This window comes from Salinibacter pepae, from assembly GCF_947077775.1.
Taxonomy (GTDB): Bacteria; Bacteroidota; Rhodothermia; order Rhodothermales; family Salinibacteraceae; genus Salinibacter; species Salinibacter pepae.
Genome location: NZ_CAMTTE010000001.1, coordinates 3,568,325 through 3,585,205 on the forward strand (window position 1 = coordinate 3,568,325; position 16,881 = coordinate 3,585,205).

A 16,881-nucleotide genomic window follows, 5' to 3' on the forward strand; every position below is an offset into this window, starting at 1 on the left:
CAGGAGGGGCGGAGTCGGGCCCCGCGGCCGGGAAGCTAGTCGGCCAGGCGCTCCAGCCAGACGACCAGGAGGTCGTCCTCAAAGCTGTCGGAGGGGCTTCGGGACAGAACCCCGTCCAGCAGGGCCTGAATTGGGGCGTCGCCGCCGTAGGCCTCCACGGCGAGGTCCCGGACGCCGTCCTCGCCCAGCATGCTGCCGTCCTGGGTGTGCTGTTCCGTGAGGCCGTCGGTGTAAGACACCAGGGCGGTGCCTGGGTCGAGGTCCAACGAGACCTCCGAGAAGCGCACGTCCTCTTCCAGGCCCAGGATCAGGTCGCTGTGCTCATGAATTGTGGCTCCGTCCGGACGTACCAGGACGGGGCGGCAGTGGCCCGCGTTCGCGTACGTGACGGTGTGGGCGTGAGGGTCCCAGTGGAGGAGCAGAAACGTTGCGAACGTGTCCTCCAGCACATCGTCGTTGAGGAGCATGTCGTTCAGCTCGCCCATCAGGGCGGCCGGGGAGGTCGACTCCTCCAGCAAGGTGTGGAGGGTGCCCCGCACGTAGCTTAGGAAGCTAAAGGCGTAGAATTTGGCCCGGAGGCCCTTGCCCATCACGTCCCCAATCGTGAGGAAGTAGGTGCCCTCGTCGGTCTCCGTCCAGTCGAAGAGGTCGCCGCCGCCCTGCTCGCGGGACTCGCTGTAAAAGTCGAGCTCGTAGCCGCCCATTTCCGGCGTCTCGTCCGGCAGGAGGCGGTTGGAAAAGTCGCGCCCGATTTCCGCGTCGAGCTGGGTCTGGAACATGTCGATGCGTTCCAGGAGGCGCTCCACCCGAGAGAGCAACGTTTCCATGTCGAAGGGCTTGGTGATGTAGTCGTCCACGCCCTTCCGCTCGCCCTGCTGGCGCGCCTCTTCGTCGGCCCGGGCCGTGAGGAAGATGAACGGAATGACGCGCGTGTTCTTGTCGGTTTGCAGGGCCGACTGCAGCGCGAAGCCGTCCATCTTCGGCATCATGATGTCCGAAATGATCAGGTCGGGGATGGTCTCCTCAATTTGATCCAGGGCCTCCTCGCCATTTGTGGCGGTGTAGACCTCGTAGTGCTTGCCGAGGCGGTACTTCAGAAGCTCCCGAACCGTGCTATCATCCTCAACAACTAAAATAGTGTGTTCAGCCATGGATCGTGGTCGGAGGGGATGATAAATTCGAAGCGGTGAAGGCCGTCCTCCGTCGGCGAATACGAAAGGTCATCGGTACACGTCTTGATGATCCGGAGGCCCATGCCGCGCTCCGGGAAGGCCTCCGGGTCCTCGTCGTCGGCCGGGAGGTAGGAGGTGAGGTCGAAGCCGTCCGAGTTGTCGAGCACCGAGCAGGCCACCCGTTGGGCGTCACAGGTCAGCCGGATTTTGACCATCGGGGTGCCGTTTCGGAAGCGGGCGTGCTGGTGGAGGTTCGCAATCCACTCGTGGAGCACGAGGCACGTGCAGTGAAGCGTTTCGTCGTCGATTGTGCCGTCTTGCTGAGAGACGGGCCAATCATCAGAGAGGGTACGCACCTCATCGATCGCCCGATCGAGGTCCGTGTACGTCTTCGTAAAGGGGTCCATGGAGCCGGATCTGTGTCCAACAAGGCAGGCCGCCGTTGATGCAGACGCCCAGGGTGGGGCAATCGGCTATCCCGAAAACGCCTCGCGGGCGGCGTCCACGGACGGGAATTGGCGAAAGACCTTGTACGTTCGGGTCAACTGGACGACCACCTGAACCGGCTCCGACACGTCCGCGAAGGCGACCTTCCCGTCGTCCGGCGAGATGGCCCGGTACAGCGAAAAGATGGACCCGAGGCCGGTGGAGTCGAGCACCTCTGTGTCGGAAAAGTCGAGAATAAACTGCCGAACGCCGTCGTCAACGTGCTCCTGGAAGGTTTCCTTGAAGTCGTCTGCGTTCCGAAAGTCTAGGGCTTCCCCAACGTGGATGATGACGGTTTCGGAGGAAGCGGTCTCGGCGTCAAAGCTCATGATGGTGAAACGAGTCGTCTAGACGGAGAGTGGTGAGGAGAAGGTGTGCCGCAGGAACGCAGCGTGGGGCGTAGGGCCCCTCCAAAGCAAAGGGCCAAGTGGGCATGAGAGAACCCCGGGAATGAGAGAACAAAATCAATGCCAATATAACGGATAGGGGCCGGACTGTGAAACGAGGCCCCAGGCGCCGCCATTGCTCCCTTGGGGAAACGCAAAGCCTGCGGGGGATATTGAGGTCTTAGTTTGGATCAATGGACCGACGCAAACACAAAGTCGGTGGAATTTGTGATCCGCGCTGTACAACAAAAAGGTTAAATTGAGAAAAATAGGAAATCGTGACTCGACTGCACTGGGGCCGGCGTTCTGTGTTGGGGCTACTGGTCTGCGTGGCCGTGGGGGGAGGGCTTCTGGCCGGCGGCTGCGAGCACCGAACGCGGCCGGGGGGAACCGACCGGGACAAAACGACGACGGGACCGACGCCCAAACACGTGAGTTGGGATGCCGCGTTCAACATGTCGGAAAACGGACGACCGCGGGCCGTTCTCCGGGCCCGTCGGATGGAGCAGTACCGGACCGACGACAGCACCTACTCGGTCTGGCGTTCGATGGACGACACGACGAAGGTGCGGGTGTACCTTTTCGACGAAGAAGGTGATTCTTCGGCCACCGTCACGGCCGACAGTTTGGTGTTTCAGGACCAGAAGGGCGTGCTGGATGCGTACCGAAACGTGGTCGTGACCACCGAAGATAACAAACGGCTCGAAAGCGAACACCTTACGTGGCACCAGGCCGACCGGACGATCCGCACCCGCCGGTTCGTGCGCATCCGCACGCCCTCGGAGGTGGTTCAGGGGGACGGGCTCGTCGCGGACGAGGATCTTGAAACGTACCAGCTCGGACGGTTTTCGGCGGAGGTGGACGTCGACGAGGACAACGACACGGATGAACAGCAGTGAAGCGCGACGCCCCGGCCCTGCGCAGCATTCCTGCTTTTCGTGGGAATTCCGGTCCGGGCGCCGTGGTGCAGAGCAACTCGTCTTGACAAACCCGATTTCCCGGTGGGAACACTGCCGTCATCTGCATGACTGATCCCTTTGACCATCGGATGTGGCACCTCCTGGGACGCGCCCTGTTGGTGGCGACGGTTGGAATGGCGTGGATGGGAGGTGGAACAGAGGCGTGGGCCCAGGCCGAAGGCGACACGTCCCGGGCGGCCCCGACTGGGGTAGAGCCGGCGGGCTTGGACTCGCTGCCGACAGGGGGGACCGTGCCGCCGCCCACACCGGTGCAGCCAGCACCCGACACCATCGCCCCCCCGCGGGCCTTCGTCAACGCCGACTCGCTGATCCGGAGGGAGCGGCGTGTGCAGGATCTGTACGGGGATGTCTTCGTCCGCCAGGACTCGACGCGATTGCGGTCGGACTACGCCCGGCGGTACCTCTCTCGCAGCGAGCTCCTCTTTACCGACAACGTGGTCATCTACGAACGGGGCGACACCCTCCGGGCCGATACGGTGCGGTACGACCGCGCGACCGAAGTCGGGTACGCCCGCGGCAACGTGCGACTAACGAACGGTGAGGTGAACGTCCGGGCCGACAGCGCGCGATACTTCGCCTCGGAGAAGCGCTCGGTTTTTCCCGACAGCGTCGTGCTCGTTGACGGCGACCGGGTGCTACGGGCCCAGCGGGGCACGTACTGGTCCGACGAAGGCCGGGCGGAGTTTGGGGGGCGCGTGCGGCTCACCGAGCCGGGCACGACGCTTCTCTCGGACTCCCTGACGTACTACCGCGACCGCGATCGGTCTGTGGCCTACGGAAACGTCTTCATCGACCGGCGGGGCGACGACGGGGCGGGCGCCGACACCACGGCGCGGACCTATTTGTTCGGGAATCGGGCGGACAACCGGGAGGCCCGTCGCTACAGCCGGGTGGAGGGCGACGCGCTGCTGGTCCGGGTCCGGATGGACTCAACGGGCGCCCCAAGCGACACCCTGGTGGTAGCGGCCCGTCGCCTGGAGGCCTTCCGCACGGACATGCGTCGTCGGCTCGTGGCGGTGGATTCGGTGCGCATCTGGCAGCCCGACCTTTCCGCCACGGCGGATTCCGCGGTGTACGACCGCGTCGTCGCCACTACTCCCGACAGCGTCGCCGGTCGGCGGCCCCCAATCGACACGATCCGCCCGCCGCCAGACTCTGTGGCCCCACAGGCCGGTTCCGACTCGCTCCGGGCCGCTGCCGCCACAGCCTCCCCGCCCGTTCCCTCTCAAAAACAGGCAACGGCCCCCCCCGATTCGGCCGGCGGTCGGTCCCGACCCGTGCCCGACACGTCGGCGCGTCCTGCCGGGGCGGGCCCCTCCGGCCGCCCTTCTCCTACAGCCCGGCGAGGTGCCCGTGGGGCCCCAGCACCGCCGTCCCGGAGGTGGCCCCCCCCAACGGCACGGGCCGACAGCGCCCTGCCGATCGAGGAAACCCGCCTGTTCCGGGCCCCCACGACGTGGTTTGACGACAGTCAGGTGTGGGGGGACTCCATTCGGGTCCGGGCGCGAAATCGGAGCCCCGACACCGTGTTTGTCCGGGGGGCTGGATTCGCGGCCCAGCGCGATTCGGTGCTGGATCGAATCCAGCAACTGAAGGCCGAGACGATTACCGCATACTTCGACAAAGGCACCCTCCGCCGCATCCGGGCCCGCCCCAATGCCCGGGCCATCCGGTTTCTGGCGGCCGAGAACGATTCCCTGAACGGGGCGGCCCGGACGTCCGGCGACCGCATCGAGCTGCGTTTCGTGGACGGCAGCGTCCGACGGGTGAGCGTCATTGGGGGGACGCAGACCACCTACTACCGGAACAGTGAGAACATCCCGGACCCTTTTCAGCTGGAGGGCTTTCAATGGACGCCAGCACGGCGCCCGATCCGAGGCGAGCTGCTCCGGGACGCCCGGGTGCGTCGGCGGCTCGATCGAGGGCCGGCGCGTCGCGACCGCCCGGTGGCCGGGCCGGTGCCTCCGCCGGGCGCCGAGGGAGCGTGGGCCTTTGGGGCCGACTCGACCGCCCAGACCTGGACCGAACCGCCGTCCCCCACAGACTCCATGCCCGTATACCTCCGGCAGGGAATGGTGCCCGAACGTTCGTCTTCGGACTCTGCGGATCGGGGCCCGGCAGTCCCGCCCGACTCCCTGCGATCCCTCCCGCCGTCAGACACCCTCAGCACAAGGCCCAGTCCCGACTCATGAGCGCCTCGTCCTCCGATGGGTCCTCTGTGGACCGCGACGCCTCCGGCGAGCCGGCGACGCTCGCGGCGCGTCACCTCACGAAGCGATACGACAAGCGGGCCGTGGTCGACGACGTGAGTCTTGAGGTGAAGCAGGGGGAGATCGTGGGCCTCCTCGGCCCGAACGGCGCCGGCAAGACGACAACCTTCCACATGATCGTGGGTATGATTCGTCCCAACGGGGGATCCATCCACCTGGAGGACGACGACATCACGCGACTTCCGATGTACAAGCGGGCCCGACGCGGGGTGGGGTACCTGGCCCAAGAGACTTCCGTCTTTCGGGAGCTTACGGTGGAAGACAATCTGCACGCGGTGTTGGAATTCCAGTCGATGAGCGACGCGGACCGCACCGCCCGCGTGGAGTCGCTCATCGAAGAGTTTGGGTTGGAACGGGTGCGAGACTCGAAGGGATACGAGCTGTCCGGGGGCGAGCGCCGCCGCACCGAGATTGCGCGGGCCCTCTCGACCCGGCCTCGGTTCTTTTTGCTCGACGAGCCGTTCGCGGGCGTCGACCCGATCGCGGTCGAAGACATTCAAAGCATCGTCGCGGGCCTTCAGGAGCGCGGCATCGGGGTGCTCATCACGGACCACAACGTACACGAAACCCTTGCAATCACGGATCGCGCCTATTTACTATATGAGGGGCACATCTTAAAGCACGGCACCGCGGAAGAGCTTGCGGCCGACCCCGAGGTGCGCAAGCGGTATCTCGGCGAGAAATTTTCGCTCGAGCGGTACTAGTCGGTTTGAGCCTCCCTGGTCGGTTTTTTGCAGCGTCCATCCCCGGCCACTGCGGTCGCAAAAAAGCCCGGCTTCGACCCGGCGCGCGTTTGCTTTTCATCTCTGTTGTCACGTCAAGCCAATCGGACGTCTATGTGTGGAATTGTCGGATACATTGGGAGCCAAGAAGCGGAGGAGCTCCTGCTCACGGGCCTCAAGCGCCTCGAATACCGCGGGTACGATTCGGCCGGACTCGCGACGGTCGACGACGCGGCCCTGCACGTTCAAAAACAAGAAGGAAAGGTCGACGATCTCCGGAGCAGCCTGAACGGGGCGTCCGTGGCCGGAACGACCGGCATCGGGCATACCCGCTGGGCGACCCACGGGGCCCCGAATGACGTCAACGCCCACCCCCACGTCAGCTCCGACGGGGCCTTCGCCCTGGTACACAACGGGATTATCGAAAACCACGGGGCCATCAAGGAGCGGCTCGAAGAAAAGGGCTACGCCTTCCAGAGCGAGACCGACACGGAGGTGCTCGTGAAGCTGGTCGAGGAGGTAAAGCGGGCCACCGACCTGTCGCTTCCGGAGGCGGTGCGGCAGGCGCTCACCCAGGTGGTGGGCGCGTACGGCATCGCGGTCGTGTCGCGGGAAGACCCGGATCTGCTCATCGCGGCCCGCAACGGAAGCCCCCTCATCCTGGGCGTGGGCGACGACGAGTACTTTGTGGGGTCCGACGCGGCCCCGCTCGTGGAGCACACCCGACAGGTCGTCTACCTGGAGGACGGCGAGATGGCCACGCTGCGGCACTCCGGCTACGAGGTGACCACCATCGACAACGAGCCCCTCAAAAAGGAGGTGCACGAGCTCGAATGGTCGCTCGGGGAGATCGAGAAGGGAGGGTACGACCACTTCATGCTGAAGGAAATCATGGAGCAGCCCGATGCCCTGGAGGACGCCATGCGGGGCCGCGTGCGGCCCGAGCACAACCAGATCCACCTGGGCGGGCTCCACGGGCACTGGGATCAGCTGCGGGAGGCGGATCGCATCGTCATTGCGGCCTGCGGGACCTCCTGGCACGCGGGCCTGGTGGGCGAGTACCTCATCGAGTCGGCGTCCCGCGTTCCGGTGGAGGTCGAGTACGCGAGTGAGTTCCGGTACCGGGACCCTGTGCTCCGAGAGGGCGACGTGGTGCTCGTCATCTCGCAGAGCGGGGAGACGGCCGACACCCTCGCGGCGGTGCGCGAGGCCCACAGCAAGGGCATCCCCTGCTTCGGCATCTGCAACGTCGTGGGGTCGACCATTGCGCGGGAGACGGACGCGGGCGTGTACCTGCACGCCGGGCCCGAGATTGGCGTCGCGTCCACGAAGGCCTTCACCGCGCAGGTGACCGTGCTCTCGATGATCGCCCTGAAGCTGGCGGAGGGGCGCACGCTGTCGAAGGCAGAGCTGGCCGACAACATCCGGGCCCTCGCGGGGGTGCCCGACAAGGTGCGCCGCGTGTTGGACGCCAGCAATGGGGCCCTTCAATCGATGGCGCATACCTACCGGTACGCGTCGAACTTCCTGTACCTGGGGCGCGGCTACAACTTCCCGGTGGCGCTGGAGGGGGCCCTCAAGCTCAAAGAGATCTCCTACATCCACGCGGAGGGCTACCCGGCGGCCGAAATGAAGCATGGGCCGATCGCGCTTATCGACCGGTCCATGCCGGTGGTCTTCATGGCGATGAAGGACAGCACCTACGACAAGGTGCTCTCCAACATCGAAGAGGTGGCCGCCCGCGAGGGGTCGGTCATCGCCATTACCGACGATAAGGACGCGGAGCTGGAGGGCCTGTGCGAGGCGGTCGTGGAGATTCCGCAGACCAAAGAGTTTCTCTCTCCGCTTCTGACTGTGATTCCGCTGCAGCTCCTGTCGTACCACATCGCGGTGCTGCGGGGGTGCCACGTCGACCAGCCCCGCAACCTCGCGAAGAGCGTGACGGTGGAGTGAGTAAGGCCTGGCGGGTGTTGCTGCTGTGACCAAACAATACAGCCTAGGCCTGCGCCCTACGGTCTGCCCCAGGGCCAGAAAGGAATTCGGTTCCAACTGTGCTGATCGGTGGGAATTACACGACCGTGGGGGCGTTGCTCCGGACGAACTCGACGCCCTTGCCTCCGTAGGGCACTTCGCAGTAATCCCGTCAGACCCACCTGCTCTATGATCGAACGCGAGAAGCTCGACAAGGTCAAGCATCGGTTTCAAGAGGTTGAAAGCCTCATGGCGGATCCGGAGGTCGCGAACGACCCGGACCGGATGCGGGAGCTGGGGCAGGAGCACAGCCGCCTCGAAGAGGTCGTGGAGGCCATCGACCGCTACGAGCGTCTTCTGGACGAGCGGGGCGAGCTCGAGGAGATGATCCGCGATGAGAGTGGGGAGATGGAGGCCCTGGCGAAGGAGGAGCTCGAGCAGCTCGAGGCGAAGCTTCCGGCGGTAGAGGAAGACCTGAAGCAGAAGCTCATCCCGAAGGACCCGGAGGAGGAGAAGAATGCCATTGTGGAAATCCGGGCCGGGGCGGGGGGGGACGAGGCCTCCCTCTTCGCCGGCGACCTGTTTCGGCTGTACACGCAGTACGCGAAGCAACAGGGGTGGACCTACGAACTCATCGACGCGTCGCCGGGCACCCAGGGCGGATTCCGGGAGGTCATCTTCGCCGTAAAGGGGGAGGACGTGTTCGGTACGCTGAAGTACGAGGCGGGCGTGCACCGGGTGCAGCGCGTCCCCGAGACCGAGTCGAGCGGCCGCATCCACACGTCCGCGGCCACGGTGGCGGTCCTGCCGGAGGCGGAGGAGGTAGACGTGGACATCAACCCGAGCGACCTCACGATCGAGACGTTTAAGGCGACCGGCCCCGGCGGGCAGTCCGTGAACACGACCGACTCGGCCGTGCGCATCAAGCACGCGCCGTCGGGCGTGGAGGTGTCGTGCCAGGACGAGAAGAGCCAGCACAAAAACCGATCAAAAGCGATGCGCGTCCTGCGCTCCCGCGTCTACGAGAAGAAACGGGAGGAGCAGCGGGCCGAGCGGGAAGAGGCCCGCCGGTCTATGGTGGGAAGCGGCGACCGGTCGGCGAAGATTCGGACCTACAACTTTCCCCAGGACCGCGTGACCGACCATCGACTGGAAGGGGGCCAAAAAAACCACTCCCTCCAGCCCATCATGGACGGGGAAATCGATCCGATCATCGATGCCCTTCGTGCCGAAGAGCACGCGGAGAAGTTGGCGAATCTGTAGGCCGTTGGGCCGGACCGTCTACTCCCGTCGGGCGCCCTGGGCCCGAGGCGGCACAGCGCGCCGTGCGGCCGGCGCCCATGCTCGCAATTCTGAAGGCAAAAGAGGGCGGGGCGGACTGCTCACTGATTCCCCTCCGCACCGCGGAATCCTCACCCTGTTTTCAAGGCGTCTGTGCGACCTCCTGGGACGACGGTCGTACATGTCAACTGCGTTTTCCCTGCTCCTCCGCACTCCGACAGCCGTCGGCGTTCTACGAGGGGCATGACTCAACTTCATCCCATAGGGACCCAGGCACACGACATGGCACAAAAGTATCAGTACGAACTGACGTACGTCATCAGTGGGGTCGTCAAGCAAAACCAGGTGGACGACATTGTCCGCAAGGTGAACCACCTCATCGAGAGCAACGACGGCGACGTGCTTGAGGTCGACGAGTGGGGCAACCAACGCCTCGCCTACGAAATCGACCGCAAGCGCAGCGGCTATTACGTGAACATGTATTTCCAGGCGCCGGGCGAGCTCGTTCCGCGCCTGGAACGAGAACTGGACATCAACGACGACGTGCTGCGCTACCTCACCCTGCGCATGGACGCGAAGATGAAGCGTCACTACGAGCAGCGCAAGGAGCGCCGTGCGCAGGAGGCCGCCGAAGAAGAGGCGGCGGACGAGTCCGACGAGGAGTAGCGTCTCCCCTCTTTGCCTTCCCGCGTTTCTCGAACTTGAGCTTCCGATGACCCATGGCTGACCAAAACGACGTCGACTACGAGCACCTCGAATACGTGGACTACAAGGACACCGAGTTCCTGGAGCAGTTCATCAACAACCAGGGCAAGATCTTGCCGCGGCGCGTGACGGGGGTGCCCGCCCGCGTGCAGCGCCAGATCACGAAGGCGATCAAGCGGGCCCGGCACCTCGCCCTCATGCCGTACGTGTCCGAGTCGGTTCGGTAACGGACCCGGACGAACTGTCTCCACCATTTCCGACTGACCCGATTGCATCATGCAGATTATTCTCCTCAACGACGTGGACCACCTCGGCGAAAAGGGCGAGGTCCACGAGGTGGCCGACGGCTATGGCCGCAACTACTTGATTCCCCAAGGACTCGCGCGGGTGGCCACCGACGGGGCCATTCGCCAGTTGCGCGACGAGCAGCAGCAGCAGGCCCGCAAAGAGGCCGCCAAGAAAGAGCAGGTCGAAGAGCTCAAGGACGAGCTCGAAGACATGCAGGTGGTCTTCACCGCGAAGGTGGGCGAGGACAACCGCATCTTTGGCACCGTGACGACTCAGCAGATCGCGGTGGAGCTCTCCAACCGCGGCTTCAACATTGACCGGCGAGACATCGAGCTCGACGAAGACATCCGGTTCGTGGGGGCCTACACGGCGTCCATCGACCTGGGCTACGGCATCGAAGCGACCCTGGACATCCAGGTCATTCCGGAGTCGGGCTGACCGAATGGACAACAGACTGCGGCGACAGAGGGGCCCTCATTTGCGTGAGGGCCCCTTTGCGCATTCCTGTAGGCGCTTCTGCTTTCTGCAGGCGCTTCCATTCGAGAGATGTCGGAAGGCGGCCTGCGCCGCGAGGAGCAGCCGAACAGTACGTTGCCCCGGCCGTCCGTCCTTCTCAACCCCGCCACTTAGTAGGCGTCGGGTTCGCGTCCGGTGCCGGCCGCCCCTTCCGCCGTGCGCACCCCCTGCTCCACGTCCCGGGGCAGCCGTTCGGCTTCGAAAACGATGCCGTCCTCAATCGTGCGCAGTCGACACCGTCGGCCCCTCGAACGCCTGTGCGCCCTCGAGCGTCGCGGCGCGAGCGACCCCAGCGGCCCGACCGATCCCGGCCTCCCGCGGTGGCCCCCGCACGTCCCCCGCGGCTCAAAACACACAGGGGGAGGAGAGAGAACAGAGGAGGGGGGACGGCTACTCGTCCAGCCCGGCGTCGAGCGCCGCGGCAAAGTCTGCCACGAGGTCGTCGGGGCCTTCAAGCCCTACGGATACGCGCACGAACCGATCGGTAATGCCCATGGCCCGGCGGGCCGCCGGGCTCACGTCCTTGTGGGATGTGTGCACGGGCTGCGTCACGAGCGTCTCGACGCCCCCGAGGCTCGGCGCACGAAGGGGGAGGGAGAGGGCGTCGAAGAACGAATCGACCGCTGTCTGTGGGGCCAGTTCGAGGCCCACCATGCCCCCGAACCCGTCGAGCAATGTCCGGGCGCGATCGTGATGGGGATGGGACGAAAGACTGGGGTGGTGCACCCGTTCGACGCCGTCGTGATCGGCCAGCGCCGCCGCGAGCGCCCGGGCCGTCTCGTTTTGCTTGCGCACCCGCACCCCGAGGGTCTTCAGGCTCCGATGCAGGAGGCCACACGCGTGTGGGTCCAGCATGCCCCCAAGCAGCTTCGTCGTCCGGAGCGCGTTGTCCAAAGGCTTCGACGCCCCGGCCACCACGCCCGCAGCCACGTCCGAGTGGCCCCCGAGGTACTTGGTGGCGGAGTGGAGGACTACGTCGAACCCCAGGGAGGCCGGACGGAGGTTGACGGGCGAGGCGAACGTGTTGTCGATGACGGTCGTGAGGTCGTGCTCCTCCGCGCGGTCGACCATGCCCGTGAGGTTCAGGACCTCGAGGCGCGGATTGGTGATCGCTTCCGCGTAGAGCACTTCCGTATTCGGCTGCAGGGCTTCAGTCCATGCCTCGGGCGTGTCCTCGGGAACGAGGGTGTGGGTGATCCCGAACCGAGGAAGCAGGTCGTTGAGAAGGGCGAGGGTCCCGCCATATAGGCTGTGCGGAGCAACGAGATGATCGCCCGCATTCAGCACGCCCAAGAGGGCGGACGAAATGGCGGCCATCCCGCTCGCCGTCACCAGGGCGCGCTCCGTCTCGGTGAGGGCCGCAAGTTTTTCGTGGAGGGCCTCGTGGTTCGGCGAGTTGTTGTACCGGACGTAGCGGGGCGACGCCCCCGGCTCGTCGTGGGTGTAGGTCGCCGTCTGGAAGACGGGCATCGACACGGCCCCTTCAATCCGTGGCTCCGGCTCGCCGGCGTGAATGGATTGAGTATCAAGGGTGGACATATGCCAGACGGGCATCGCCGCTAAAGACTCGAAGACAGCGACCGATCCTGGAGGTTGGACTGCAGGGATGAGATGTCGTCCTGCAGTTCGGGGTCGGATTCCAGGTCCTCCTCGATCTTGCGGTAGGCGTGGATCACGGTGGAGTGGTCGCGCCCGCCAAATCGGGAGCCGATGTGGTCGTACGACTCGTCGGTCAATTCGCGGCAGAGGTACATGGCGATCTGGCGCGCCTGTGCCACCGTCTGTTTGCGGGATCGAGAAAGCAGGTCGCCCTTTTCGAGCCGAAAGTACTCGGCCACCTGCTCGATGATGTCGTCCGCGTTGAGGGCGTCTGCGCCCTCGTCGGTGTGCTCGCGCAGGAAGCGACGGGCCGTATCGAGGTCGAGCGTCCGGTCGTCGAGCTGGACGAGGGCGGTGAGGCGGGTGAGGGCCCCTTCGAGCTGGCGCACGTTCGAGTCGATGCGCTGGGCGATCAGCTCCAGCACGTCCGGCGACACGGCGATGTCCTGCCGGGCGGCCTTGCGCTGCAGGATCGCGATCCGCGTTTCGAGGTCCGGGCGCTGGATATCGGCGCTCAGGCCCCACTGGAAGCGAGAGAGCAACCGCTCCTCGATGCCAGGGATCTCTGCGGGGGGACGGTCCGCACAGAGGAAAATCTGTTTTCCGTTCTGGTGGAGGTCGTTGAAGATGTGGAAGAACTCCTCCTGGGTCTTCTCCTTCTCGCCAAAGAACTGGACGTCGTCGACGATGAGCAGGTCGGCCTGCCGGTAGTAGCTCGAAAACGCCGCGATCCGGTTCTCACGGACCGACTGCACGAACTGGCTCGTGAAGCGGTCGCTGGAGACGTACAGCACCCGTTCGGCGGTGTTGTGCTCCAGGGCGTAGTTGGCGACGGCCTGCGCCAGGTGCGTTTTCCCCAGGCCCACACCGCCGTACACCAGGAGCGGGTTGTAATTCGTGCTGCCGGGCTCCTGTGCCACGGCGAACGCGGCGCTCCGGGCCAGGCGATTGCCGTCCCCTTCCACGAACTCGTCGAACGTGTACTCCGGACGAAGGTGCTGCTTGGCCTGTTCGTAGAGGGCCGAGCGCTCATCCGGGGAGCCCGCGTCGGTTTGGGGCGGGGAGGGGGCGGAGGCATCTTCCGTACGGCCAGGGTCCGAGACATCGGCGACGTCGGGGGAGGACGGGCGGGGCGTGGTCGGGCCCGTCGGCGAGGAGGCTCCCCCGGAGGTCGATGCGTCCGGGGAAGGAGACTGGTTGATCGCCTCCCGACCGGCTGGGGACGAAGACGACACCGGCTCCGATGGGCGCGGGGACGTGGAGGAGCGTCCGGCCTGGTCGCTGGAGGGGGCGGACGACGGTCGATCCTGGGGGGACGAAGGCGCGTCCGGCTCGTCGGGAGCAGATCCGGACGACCCGGAGTCCGTGGCAATCTCGTCGGGGCGTTCCTCCTCGGGGGCCACCTGGTAGGTCACGTCCGTCGGCTCCCCGACCGCCTCACTCACGGCCTGCCGGATGGAGCGCTGAAACCGACTGCGGAGGTACTGGATGCCGAAGGGCGTGGGCACCTGCAGGGTCAACGTGGGGGATCCCTCATCCGTAGACAGGTCGAGGGGCTGGATGGGGTCCAGCCAGTTCTGAACCGTTCGCTCCGGAAGCGTCTCGCGGAGATCGCGAAGCGCAGTGCGCCAAGCGTCGGAGGCGGACGGGACCATAGATGAGAAGAAGACCGTGCGTTAGCGGCGACAGAGAAGCGGCGCCGGCGGAGGCTGAGATCGACGCCCGCACAACGTAGACCACAGCCGTTCAGAACGCAAGTGTGTGCCGGGAAAATTTAAAGAGGCGCGGCCTCGCGCCGCTAACGGTCCCTCCGAAATTTCGGGCCCGAATCGCCTCCACGAAAGGAGGCCCGACGGCCGTGGCGCAGGCCAGGCTCGTGCAAGAATCTGACGCCACCCTCAGGGGCCTCGCGGGCCTCACCGTGGGAAACTGAATGGCACTACAGATTGCCCCGACGCTCCTGCTCCCGCTCCATGGCCTTGAACAGAGCCTTGAAGTTGCCGGCGCCGAACGAGCGAGCCCCTTCCCGCTGAATGATCTCAAAGAAGACCGTGGGGCGGTCCTGGACCGGCTTGGTAAAGATCTGAAGCAGGTAGCCGTCCGGGTCGCGGTCCACGAGGATGCCAAGCTCCTCAAGGTCGTCGATGGACTCGTTGATGGAGCCCACGCGCTCGGTGAGCACCGCCCGGTCGTAATACGTGTCCGGGACGTGGAGAAATTCGACGCCGCGGCGACGAAGTTCGCGCACGGTGGTGATGATGTCGTCGGACGCGAGTGCGACGTGCTGCACACCGGCCCCCCGGTAGAACTCGAGGTACTCCTCAATCTGGCTCTTCTTTTTGCCTTCGGCGGGCTCGTTGATTGGGAATTTGATCTTCTCGTCCCCGTTGGCCATCACCTTCGACATGAGGGCCGAGTACTCGGTCGAGATGTCCTGGTCGGTGAAGTGGAGCATGTTGAAGAAGCCCATCGTTTGGGCGTAGTACTCCACGTACGTATCCATGTCCCCTTCGTGGACGTTGCCCACGCAATGATCCACGTACTGCAGTCCCGCTGGCGCGGGCGGCGACCAGAACTCGTTCTCCCACCGCTCGAAGCCCGGAAGGAAGGGCCCGTCGTAGTCCGACCGTTCTACGAAAGTGTGTACGGTGTCGCCGTAGGTGGCAATGGTAGCGGTCACGACGCGTCCGTGCTCGTCCTCCTGAACCGTGGGGGACTGGACGGGCGGGGCGCCGCGCTTCGTCGTCTCCTCGAAGGAGGCGGTCGCATCGTCCACCTCGAGCGCGATGTCCTTCACCCCATCCCCGTGCTGGCGGACGTGCTCGCTGATTGAAGAGTCCGGCCCGAGGGCCGACGTCAGAACGAACCGGATGTCGTTCTGCGTGAGCAGGTAGCTTACCTTGTCTTCGTGTCCGGTTTCCGGGCCCCGGTAGCCCTGAATCTGGAACCCAAACAGGTGGGCGTAAAAGTGAGCGGCCTGCTTGGCGTTGCCGACGTAGAACTCGACGTAGTCGGTGCCGTTGAGTGGGAGGAAATCTTCGGGGCTCTCGACGTCGGGGTCCGGGGCGGTGGTCGGGTTGGCCATGGTGCGCAAGGGGATTGTGGACGGGGAAAATCGGAAGCGCTTTCACATGCTGGAATCGTCGATACTTTTTCTCTGCACAAACGTTTCGGGGGCGTTGGCTAGGACGAACCGGAGTGGGCCTGGGCCGCGGTGGTGGGCGCGGACATCGTGAACCGAACCGGAAGACGGAGTCGGATTGGAATGGGATCGCCGTCGACCCGGGCCGGAATAAAATCAACCGATCTTACGCCGTCTACGGCGGCGGAATCGCACAAGGGATGAAGGGATTTGACCACCTCGATATCCCTCACGCTCCCGTCGGGCTCGACCCGAAACTCGAGTTCCAAGCGTCCCTCAATGCCCTGAGCGCGTGCTTTCTTCGGATAATGGATGTTCAGGTACAGGCTGCCCTTGCCCCCAACGATCTGTGGCGTACGATCTGCGACGTCGAGCGTGCTTGCGTATCGGGCCTTTTTGTTCCGGCTGGCGTTGGACTCCGAAGGGGAGGATCCCGAGTCGCCGTCGCCCTGGGCCGTTTCCGAGGGTGAAGAGGCTTCCGGTGCGGCCTCGGGTGAGGAAGGGGCGCTGGTGGGCGGAGGCGCCCGTTCGGACCGGCCGCCTGGGTCCGTGTCGGTGGGCTCCTCGGGCACCACGTCGCCGAGCAGAATCCGGTCGGGGGACGAATCGATCGTCCATCCTACCTGTAGCGATGAGCGTTGGAGCGGGAGGTGAACCAGGGCAATTACGACGACGAGACTGGCGGCCAGCCCGACCATGCAACGTAGGGGGTAGGCGTCCAGGACGACATCCGTGATTGTATCCATGACGGGCACGGGGCTGGGAAGGGACATCCATCGTTTCTTTACACGAATAATGCGCACATTGATTCCACTCGTGGACAATTGCCCCTGACACGCACGATTCCGGATGCGCGGACCAAACCGGACCGTTTCGTGTGGCATGGGGGCGCGTGTGTTGCTCATTTGAGTCAGTCTTTGAGTCCTATGTTTTCGGCACTTGTGCTCGACGACACAGAGGGTGAGATTCAAGCCCAGGTCCGGGAGCTCCAGACCGACGATCTTCCGGGGGCTGAGTCGGAGGAGGTGCACCTGGAGGTTCTGTACTCGAGCCTCAATTACAAAGACGGGCTGGCCGTCACGGGCAGTGGGCAGGTCATTCGTGGGGACTACCCCATCGTGCCGGGCATCGACTTGGTTGGGCGTGTTCTCAACACCGATCACGACGCCTTCGAAGAGGGGGATCGCGTTATCGGAACCGGCTGGCAGCTGGGCGAGGTGGCCTGGGGCGGGTACCGCCAGGAAGCCCGCGTGGCCGGTCGTAAACTCGTCCCGCTTCCCGATGGGCTGTCCCCGGCCCAATCCATGATCATTGGCACGGCCGGGTTTACCGCGATGCTTTCAGTGATGGCACTCGGCGAGCA

16 protein-coding genes are annotated in these 16,881 nt (G+C 65.0%); 9 read left to right on the forward strand and 7 right to left on the reverse strand.

Annotation, left to right across the window (positions count from 1 at the left end; translation table 11 throughout):
• Positions 1-35 precede the first annotated feature (35 nt).
• From OJA40_RS15030 to OJA40_RS15040, 3 genes are all read right to left on the reverse strand, one after another.
• A complete protein-coding gene (locus OJA40_RS15030) occupies positions 36-1,151 on the reverse strand; it encodes a SpoIIE family protein phosphatase (RefSeq protein ID WP_208426463.1) in 1,116 nt (371 codons plus the stop codon).
• On the reverse strand, positions 1,130-1,579 hold the full coding sequence (locus tag OJA40_RS15035; protein WP_208426464.1) for an ATP-binding protein: 450 nt from the start codon (positions 1,577-1,579) through the stop codon (positions 1,130-1,132). Before OJA40_RS15035 ends, OJA40_RS15030 begins: the two co-directional genes overlap by 22 nt.
• A gap of 66 nt (positions 1,580-1,645) precedes the next feature.
• Positions 1,646-1,987 (reverse strand): STAS domain-containing protein, encoded by a 342-nt coding sequence (locus tag OJA40_RS15040; protein ID WP_011404111.1) that lies wholly within the window; start codon positions 1,985-1,987, stop codon positions 1,646-1,648.
• Between the two features lie 392 nt (positions 1,988-2,379).
• On the opposite strand from OJA40_RS15040, the gene lptC reads away from it, so the two are divergent.
• From lptC to rplI, 8 genes are all read left to right on the forward strand, one after another.
• On the forward strand, positions 2,380-2,943 hold the full coding sequence (lptC, locus tag OJA40_RS15045) for an LPS export ABC transporter periplasmic protein LptC (protein WP_263789843.1): 564 nt from the start codon (positions 2,380-2,382) through the stop codon (positions 2,941-2,943).
• Positions 2,944-3,068: 125 nt separating this feature from the next.
• Positions 3,069-5,216, forward strand: coding sequence for an OstA-like protein (locus OJA40_RS15050; RefSeq protein ID WP_263811003.1), 2,148 nt, complete (start codon positions 3,069-3,071; stop codon positions 5,214-5,216).
• Complete coding sequence (gene lptB, locus OJA40_RS15055; protein ID WP_208426467.1) at positions 5,213-5,998, forward strand: LPS export ABC transporter ATP-binding protein; 786 nt, start codon at positions 5,213-5,215, stop codon at positions 5,996-5,998. Before OJA40_RS15050 ends, lptB begins: the two co-directional genes overlap by 4 nt.
• A 132-nt stretch (positions 5,999-6,130) precedes the next feature.
• Entirely contained in the window at positions 6,131-7,969 is a 1,839-nt protein-coding gene (gene glmS / locus OJA40_RS15060) for a glutamine--fructose-6-phosphate transaminase (isomerizing) (protein WP_208426468.1), read from the forward strand.
• Positions 7,970-8,176: 207 nt separating this feature from the next.
• Positions 8,177-9,250, forward strand: a complete 1,074-nt coding sequence (gene prfA / locus OJA40_RS15065; RefSeq protein WP_208426469.1) for a peptide chain release factor 1 — start codon at positions 8,177-8,179, stop codon at positions 9,248-9,250.
• A 300-nt stretch (positions 9,251-9,550) separates the two neighbouring features.
• Positions 9,551-9,934, forward strand: a complete 384-nt coding sequence (gene rpsF, locus OJA40_RS15070) for a 30S ribosomal protein S6 (RefSeq protein ID WP_263789504.1) — start codon at positions 9,551-9,553, stop codon at positions 9,932-9,934.
• 53 nt (positions 9,935-9,987) lie between these two features.
• The gene (gene rpsR / locus OJA40_RS15075; protein WP_011404118.1) at positions 9,988-10,200 is read left to right on the forward strand and encodes a 30S ribosomal protein S18; all 213 of its coding nucleotides are present in this window, start codon (positions 9,988-9,990) and stop codon (positions 10,198-10,200) included.
• Positions 10,201-10,249: 49 nt separating this feature from the next.
• A complete protein-coding gene (rplI, locus tag OJA40_RS15080) occupies positions 10,250-10,699 on the forward strand; it encodes a 50S ribosomal protein L9 (protein ID WP_011404119.1) in 450 nt (149 codons plus the stop codon).
• A gap of 468 nt (positions 10,700-11,167) precedes the next feature.
• Here the strand turns inward: rplI and OJA40_RS15085 are convergent, their stop codons facing one another.
• The 4 genes from OJA40_RS15085 to OJA40_RS15100 all read right to left on the reverse strand — a co-directional run bounded on the left by OJA40_RS15085 (position 11,168) and on the right by OJA40_RS15100 (position 16,264).
• The gene (locus OJA40_RS15085) at positions 11,168-12,316 is read right to left on the reverse strand and encodes a trans-sulfuration enzyme family protein (RefSeq protein WP_208426471.1); all 1,149 of its coding nucleotides are present in this window, start codon (positions 12,314-12,316) and stop codon (positions 11,168-11,170) included.
• 20 nt (positions 12,317-12,336) lie between these two features.
• The gene (gene dnaA, locus OJA40_RS15090) at positions 12,337-14,031 is read right to left on the reverse strand and encodes a chromosomal replication initiator protein DnaA (RefSeq protein WP_208426472.1); all 1,695 of its coding nucleotides are present in this window, start codon (positions 14,029-14,031) and stop codon (positions 12,337-12,339) included.
• 284 nt (positions 14,032-14,315) lie between these two features.
• Positions 14,316-15,461 carry a 4-hydroxyphenylpyruvate dioxygenase gene (gene hppD, locus OJA40_RS15095; RefSeq protein WP_208426473.1) on the reverse strand — a complete coding sequence of 382 codons (1,146 nt, stop codon included), beginning with the start codon at positions 15,459-15,461 and terminating at the stop codon, positions 14,316-14,318.
• Between the two features lie 98 nt (positions 15,462-15,559).
• Entirely contained in the window at positions 15,560-16,264 is a 705-nt protein-coding gene (locus OJA40_RS15100; protein WP_263811005.1) for an energy transducer TonB, read from the reverse strand.
• Positions 16,265-16,444: 180 nt separating this feature from the next.
• Between OJA40_RS15100 and OJA40_RS15105 the strand changes: the two genes are divergently transcribed.
• The coding region (locus tag OJA40_RS15105; RefSeq protein WP_423816499.1) for an alcohol dehydrogenase catalytic domain-containing protein at positions 16,445-16,881 on the forward strand (437 nt) is incomplete at its 3' end.

Coding starts and splice junctions, on each gene's coding strand:
- OJA40_RS15030 (WP_208426463.1), bottom strand. CDS start 1,151: ATGGCTGAACACACTATTTTAGTTGTTGAGGATGATAGCACGGTTCGG.
- OJA40_RS15035 (WP_208426464.1), bottom strand. CDS start 1,579: ATGGACCCCTTTACGAAGACGTACACGGACCTCGATCGGGCGATCGAT.
- OJA40_RS15040 (WP_011404111.1), bottom strand. CDS start 1,987: ATGAGCTTTGACGCCGAGACCGCTTCCTCCGAAACCGTCATCATCCAC.
- OJA40_RS15050 (WP_263811003.1), top strand. CDS start 3,069: ATGACTGATCCCTTTGACCATCGGATGTGGCACCTCCTGGGACGCGCC.
- lptB (WP_208426467.1), top strand. CDS start 5,213: ATGAGCGCCTCGTCCTCCGATGGGTCCTCTGTGGACCGCGACGCCTCC.
- glmS (WP_208426468.1), top strand. CDS start 6,131: ATGTGTGGAATTGTCGGATACATTGGGAGCCAAGAAGCGGAGGAGCTC.
- prfA (WP_208426469.1), top strand. CDS start 8,177: ATGATCGAACGCGAGAAGCTCGACAAGGTCAAGCATCGGTTTCAAGAG.
- rpsF (WP_263789504.1), top strand. CDS start 9,551: ATGGCACAAAAGTATCAGTACGAACTGACGTACGTCATCAGTGGGGTC.
- rpsR (WP_011404118.1), top strand. CDS start 9,988: ATGGCTGACCAAAACGACGTCGACTACGAGCACCTCGAATACGTGGAC.
- rplI (WP_011404119.1), top strand. CDS start 10,250: ATGCAGATTATTCTCCTCAACGACGTGGACCACCTCGGCGAAAAGGGC.
- OJA40_RS15085 (WP_208426471.1), bottom strand. CDS start 12,316: ATGTCCACCCTTGATACTCAATCCATTCACGCCGGCGAGCCGGAGCCA.
- dnaA (WP_208426472.1), bottom strand. CDS start 14,031: ATGGTCCCGTCCGCCTCCGACGCTTGGCGCACTGCGCTTCGCGATCTC.
- hppD (WP_208426473.1), bottom strand. CDS start 15,461: ATGGCCAACCCGACCACCGCCCCGGACCCCGACGTCGAGAGCCCCGAA.
- OJA40_RS15100 (WP_263811005.1), bottom strand. CDS start 16,264: ATGGATACAATCACGGATGTCGTCCTGGACGCCTACCCCCTACGTTGC.